This window comes from Oceanobacillus bengalensis, from assembly GCF_003628445.1.
Taxonomy (GTDB): domain Bacteria; phylum Bacillota; class Bacilli; order Bacillales; family Amphibacillaceae; genus Oceanobacillus; species Oceanobacillus bengalensis.
In genome coordinates, this window is sequence record NZ_RBZO01000070.1 from 1 (window position 1) to 2,277 (window position 2,277).

Genomic DNA, 2,277 nt, shown 5'->3' on the forward strand with positions numbered 1-2,277 from the left:
GTAAGCCCGAATTATAAAAAAGTGCACTTTTCAAAGTAAACATGACAAATAACCGTGAATCCATGATTTTTAAATTGGATTTACGGTTATTTCACTTTATTCGCACATTCCTCTTGAATTATTTTTGACCAAGGCATGTATTGATTTAGTATTTCCGGTTTTCTATGAATATCTAAGTTTGGCAGTTCAGTTAGTAACTTCACCAAATATGTATAGAAATCCACACCATTTACTTTTGCCGTTTCTGCAATACTTAAACAGATGGCATTTGCTTTCGCGCCAGCTTCGCTGACGGAGAACAGCCAATTTTTTCGGCCAATCACATTGGGACGAATCGCATTTTCAGCCGGATTATTATCTATTTCAATACGTCCATCTTCTAAGAATGCTTTAAGCCCTGATGCATGATTAAGTGTATAGTCAGCTGCTTTTGCGAGTGCATTTCTTCCGTAGAAAGGGGATTGTTCAACCCAACCAAGAAATTCCTCTACAATTGGCTTGGAGTATTTTTGTCGCTCTTTTCTTCGTTTACTCGGGGACAAATGTTTGAATTTCCTTTCTAACTGATATAAATTATCGCAATATTGCACACCGATTTGACCATTTTTGCTATCAACTTTCAGCCAATATCTCCGAGTGTGCGCCCAACAGTTTGCGAAGGTAACACCTTTTATTTTGTCATAGGCGGAATAACCATCACAAACAATCGTTCCAGAAAAACCCTCAATAAAGCTTTGAAGAACAGATCTGGCTCGTGATAATGCACTTTGAAAGAGAACAATCGTTGGCCCTTGACTAGGAACACTTCGAAAAACCCAATTATAAGCATTTGATTGACCAGATTTTCCATCCGAACGATTGATAATCTGTCCATACGTTTCATCGACATGCAGGATCGATTTATCTATCATCATCTGCTTCATATGTTCGTAGACAGGAAGTAACCAATCTTGAGATGCACGGATGACCCAATTAGAAAGGTTCTTATCATTCGTATGTAAGCCATAACGTTCCCATTCCTTTACCTGTCGGTAAAGGGGTAAGTATTGGATAAATTTATCATAAATGACTTTGGACAGCACACTAGGACTTGCAAGGCTGCGTTGAATTGGTGCATGTGGCGCTTTGCCTCGTTTAATTTGTGCCTTTTGTAGTGAGTCACCTTTGCAATATTTGCATTCATAGGCATGTTCCATATGTTGAATTTTCTTCATTCTCGCTGGAATGAATACTGCTTCTTCACGTACGATAGTGCTAGCAAATTCAAGCATTTGTTCTTGGCAGCAGTCGCACGTCTTATTTTTTGGATGGTGATGAATGGTTTCTACTTCAATATCATCACGTAAGGAATCATTCCGTTTTTTATTTTTAGTTTTTCGTTCAACAGTATAAGAAATCTTCTGTTGGCTTTGTTCTTCTGTCTGCTCAGAATCAGTAAAAGATGGGTCATCATCAAATAATGACGTTTGCCCATCGGGCATATTATATTTAGATTGCTCTGTTTTCGATCCATATAGTAGCTTGGTTAAGTGGCGAATTTGCTCGGTTAATCCTTCAATCTGTTTACTAGATTCGTCTAGCTTTTTTGAAAGATTTTTATTTTGTTCGTTTGAATGAGCCAACTGTTTTTCTAATAGTTGAATTAATTTCTCGTTATTTCCATAAGAAGTATGAACCATGAAATTCACCACCTTTCGTTCGTATAAGATAGGTTTAGTATATCATGCAGAACAGAAGAGTGAGTCACTTTTTTAAGTTAAAATGCACCTTTTGGCGATTTTTGAATAGCTTTTGGTTGTTGGATAGCTAACCCTTCGAGCAACCAGCGAAGTTCCTGTTGGGATAAATTACGAACTTCATTTTCATCTTTTGGCCACTGTAGCTTTCCGTTATCTAAACGTTTATAAAGCATGACGAATCCATCTCCATCGAAGTATAAACATTTATAACGGTCTTTACTCCAGCCGGAAAACAAGAAAATCGAATCACCATATGGATCCAGTTCAAAAGAATCTTGAACCAGCGTTGCCAGTCCATCAATTCCTTTTCTCATGTCTGTTTTACCACAAATGATGTAGATGTTTTTGACATCTGTGTAGTCTTGTTTCATAGGTTTTTCAACTCCCTCATTACGATTTGGATGATATGCTCATCTACGCCATTTGAGAAGGAAAACTCAATGTTGCCCAATTTGATCGTACAAGTAGGATGTAACGAAGTTACTGCTGGATTAGATCCAGTAGTGTTTTCATTTTTTGGATGGAGTGTAACGGGGAC

General features: G+C 37.6%; 2 protein-coding genes. Both read right to left on the reverse strand.

The window, feature by feature from the left end:
- Positions 1 to 86: 86 nt before the first annotated feature.
- Positions 87 to 1,679: an IS66 family transposase gene (tnpC, locus tag D8M05_RS19875; RefSeq protein WP_121134848.1), complete on the reverse strand. Its 1,593-nt coding sequence runs from the start codon at positions 1,677 to 1,679 to the stop codon at positions 87 to 89.
- A 77-nt stretch (positions 1,680 to 1,756) separates the two neighbouring features.
- Positions 1,757 to 2,110 carry an IS66 family insertion sequence element accessory protein TnpB gene (gene tnpB, locus D8M05_RS19880; RefSeq protein ID WP_121134850.1) on the reverse strand — a complete coding sequence of 118 codons (354 nt, stop codon included), beginning with the start codon at positions 2,108 to 2,110 and terminating at the stop codon, positions 1,757 to 1,759.
- Positions 2,111 to 2,277 lie beyond the last annotated feature (167 nt).

What these genes read in the sequence shown, in the direction of transcription:
- tnpC (WP_121134848.1), bottom strand. Translation starts at nt 1,679, where the DNA reads ATGGTTCATACTTCTTATGGAAATAACGAGAAATTAATTCAACTATTA.
- tnpB (WP_121134850.1), bottom strand. Translation starts at nt 2,110, where the DNA reads ATGAAACAAGACTACACAGATGTCAAAAACATCTACATCATTTGTGGT.